The organism is Marinobacter sp. UBA2498, from assembly GCF_002341575.1.
Lineage (GTDB): Bacteria > Pseudomonadota > Gammaproteobacteria > Pseudomonadales > Oleiphilaceae > Marinobacter > Marinobacter manganoxydans.
Genome location: NZ_DDOI01000130.1, coordinates 3352 through 7121 on the forward strand (window position 1 = coordinate 3352; position 3770 = coordinate 7121).

Annotated in this window: 2 protein-coding genes; both read left to right on the plus strand. The window is 59.0% G+C overall.

The window, feature by feature from the left end; all coding sequences use genetic code 11:
* Positions 1-1257 (plus strand): transcription termination factor NusA (gene nusA, locus B2W52_RS18030; RefSeq protein ID WP_286803839.1); only part of this gene is annotated, 1257 nt, incomplete at its 5' end.
* 18 nt (positions 1258-1275) lie between these two features.
* A partial coding sequence (infB, locus tag B2W52_RS18035) for a translation initiation factor IF-2 (protein ID WP_286803840.1) occupies positions 1276-3770 on the plus strand: 2495 nt, incomplete at its 3' end.

Sequence of the window (3770 nt, forward strand, 5' to 3'; positions counted from 1 at the left end):
CTGCAGGAAGCCGAGGAAATCGACCCGGCCCTGAAGCCTGGCGATATCCACGAGGAGAAAATCGAATCCGAAGCCTTTGGCCGCATTGGCGCCCAGGCTGCCAAGCAGATTATCTTCCAGAAGGTTCGTGAAGCTGAACGCACCAAGATTGTGGACAGCTACCGCGACCGCGTTGGTGAGCTGGTGTCGGGTACCGTCAAGAAGGTTACTCGTGACAACGTGATTGTCGATCTGGGCGCCAATGCCGAGGCGCTGCTGCCCCGCGAATTCCTGATCCCCCGCGAGACGTTCCGGATGGGTGACAGGGTGCGTTCGCTGCTGCTGGAGATCCGTACGGATCACCGCGGTCCCCAGTTGATTCTCAGTCGCACCTCTCCGCAGATGCTGATCGAGCTGTTCCGCATCGAAGTGCCGGAGATTGCTGAAGATCTGATCGAGATCCGCGGTGCTGCCCGTGATCCCGGTTCCCGGGCCAAGATTGCGGTGAAGACCAACGATCGCCGTATTGATCCCGTTGGCGCCTGTGTTGGTATGCGTGGCTCCCGGGTTCAGGCCGTGTCCAATGAGCTGGGCGGTGAGCGCGTTGATATCGTGTTGTGGGACGACAACCCGGCCCAGCTGGTGATCAATGCCATGGCGCCTGCAGAAGTGGCGTCCATCGTTATGGATGAAGACCGGCACACCATGGAAGTGGCTGTGGCGGAAGACAACCTGGCCCAGGCAATCGGCCGTAACGGTCAGAACGTTCGCCTGGCCACCGATCTGACCGGCTGGACCTTGAACGTGATGACGGAGGAAGAAGCCGGTGAGCGTCAGGAGCAGGAATACAGCCGGCTTGTCGAGCATTTCACTGGCAATCTGGACGTTGATGAAGAATTTGCCGGTGTACTGATCGAGGAAGGGTTTACCTCCATTGAAGAGGTGGCCTATGTGCCAATGGAAGAGATGCTGGCGATCGAAGGTTTTGACGAGGAAACCGTCACCGAGCTGCGCCGTCGCGCCAAGGACGTCCTGCTGAACCAGGCCCTGGCAAGCGAGGAAGCGCTCGAAGGCGCTGAGCCGGCAGAGGATCTTCTGGGAATGGATGGCATGGACCGTAGCCTGGCCTTCAAGCTGGCCGGCATGGGTGTGCGCACCATGGAAGATCTGGCAGAGCAGTCGGTTGGCGATCTGCTCGAGATTGAAGGTATGGATGAAGAGCGTGCCGGTCAGCTTATCATGACTGCACGTGCCCCCTGGTTTGAAGACCAGGCTTAATTCGGGAGGAGGACCAGTATGGCTGAAGTAACGGTAAAACAACTGGCCGAAGATGTAGGCGCTCCCGTGGATCGTTTGCTGAAGCAGATTGTGGAGGCTGGCCTGAAAGCCCGCTCCGAGAATGATTCTGTCTCCAGCGATGAGAAGCAGCAGTTGCTGGCCTATTTGAGAAAGACCCACGGTGAGGCCGACGCCGAACCGCGCAAGATTACCCTGAAGCGCAAGACCACTACGACGCTCAAGGCCGGCAAGGCAAAGACCGTCAACGTTGAGGTTCGCAAGCGCCGTACCTACATCAAACGGGCGGAATTGCAGCCTGAGGCTGAAGCGCCTAAACCGGAAGAGCCGGTAGCTGAGCAGCAGCCGGAGCAGGCACCGGTGGAAGAGGCGCCAAAGGTAGCGGCCGAGCAGGCCCAGCAGCCGGAAGCGGAGAAGCCCGCAGAGGCAGCGACTGCAGAGCAGCCGGAGCAGGCAGAGAAGGCCGAGCCGAAGAAAGAGCCGGAGCCCGAGCCGGTTCCCGCTCCGGAAGATATGCCGATGCCTCCGCCCGAGGGCGATGGCAAGGACCGCAAGCCGAAGAAAAAGAAAGAAAAAGTTCGCGAGCGCGGCGACGAGATCGAAGAGGGCAAGCCGAAGAAGAAGCAGGCAGGCCATCGTGGTCCTCGCAGTCGTCCGGTGGAAGAGCCGCTGGTTATCTCCGAGGATGAGGAAGAGACCACGCTGCGCAAGCCGCTGCGTGCGAAAAAGAAACCCAAAGAGAAGCGTCATGCTTTCGAGAGGCCGACCAAACCAATGGTCAGAGAAGTAGAGATTCCGGAAACGATATCTGTCGGTGACCTTGCCCAGCGTATGGCAGTCAAATCGGCTGATGTTATCAAGACCCTGATGGGCATGGGCGTCATGGCCACCATCAACCAGGCACTGGACCAGGAAACTGCCGTTCTGGTGACCGAGGAATTGGGTCATAAAGCCAAGACCGTCAGCGACGATGCGTTCGAGGAAGAGGTTCTGAGCGAATTCTCCTTCGAGGGCGGCGAAAAGACCAAGCGGGCTCCGGTTGTGAGCGTGATGGGTCATGTTGACCACGGTAAGACCTCCCTGCTGGACTACATCCGCCGTACCAAGGTGGCCTCCGGTGAGTCTGGTGGTATTACCCAGCACATTGGTGCTTATCACGTAGAAACGGATCACGGCATGGTGTCCTTCCTGGATACCCCGGGCCACGCGGCCTTTACCGCCATGCGTGCCCGCGGTGCCCAGTGCACGGATATCGTTGTCCTGGTTGTTGCCGCCGATGACGGCGTGATGCCACAGACCAAGGAAGCCGTCCAGCACGCGCGCTCCGCCGGGGTGCCGATCGTTGTTGCCATCAACAAGATGGACAAGGAAGAGGCCGATCCCGATCGCGTCAAGACCGAGTTGGCGGGCATGGAAGTCATTCCGGAAGACTGGGGCGGTGACGTTCAGTTCGTGCCTGTTTCAGCACACACCGGTGAGGGCATTGAAGATCTGCTGGAAGCGCTGCTGCTTCAGGCAGAAGTGCTCGAGCTTGAGGCGGCAACCGATGCGCCTGCCAAAGGCGTGGTCGTCGAATCCAGCCTTGAGCGTGGCCGCGGTTCCGTTGCGACTGTCCTGGTACAGAACGGTACCCTGCGTCAGGGCGACATGGTTGTAGCCGGTTCCTACTTCGGTAAGGTCCGGGCGATGACCGATGAAGCCGGCAAGCAGGTCAAGGAAGCAGGCCCGTCTATTCCGGTCGAGATCCTCGGTCTGAACGGTACACCGGATGCCGGTGACGAGTTCTTCGCCGTTGCCGACGAGAAGAAGGCCAAAGAGCTGGCCGAGTTCCGTCAGAGCCGTGAGCGGGAGCAGCGTCTCCAGCGTCAGCAGGCCGCCAAGCTTGAGAACCTGTTCGAGAACATGGGCAAGGACGAGGTCAAAACCCTCAATGTTGTGCTCAAGACCGACGTTCGGGGTTCGCTGGAAGCCATCACCAAGGCCTTGCAGGACTTGGGTAACGATGAGGTTCAGGTCAAGATCGTGTCGTCCGGTGTTGGCGGTATTGCCGAGACCGACGTCAGTCTGGCCATGGCAACCAATGCGGTAATCTTCGGTTTCAACGTCCGTGCCGACACAGCGTCCAAGCGCCTGGTTGAGCAGGAAGGTCTGGACCTGCGCTACTACAGCATCATCTATAACCTGATTGATGATGTGAAAGCAGCCCTGACTGGCATGCTGGCACCGGAATTCCGCGAAGATATTGTTGGCATCGCCGACGTGCGTGATGTGTTCCGTTCGCCGAAGTTTGGTCAGGTGGCCGGTTGCATGGTTACTGAAGGCACGGTTTACCGTAACAAGCCGATCCGGGTTCTGCGGGACAATGTGGTTATCTTTGAAGGCGAGCTGGAATCCCTGCGTCGCTTCAAGGACGACGTACCTGAAGTCCGTAACGGTATGGAATGCGGTATTGGCGTTAAGGGTTACGACGTGAAAGTCGGCGACCAGATCGAGGT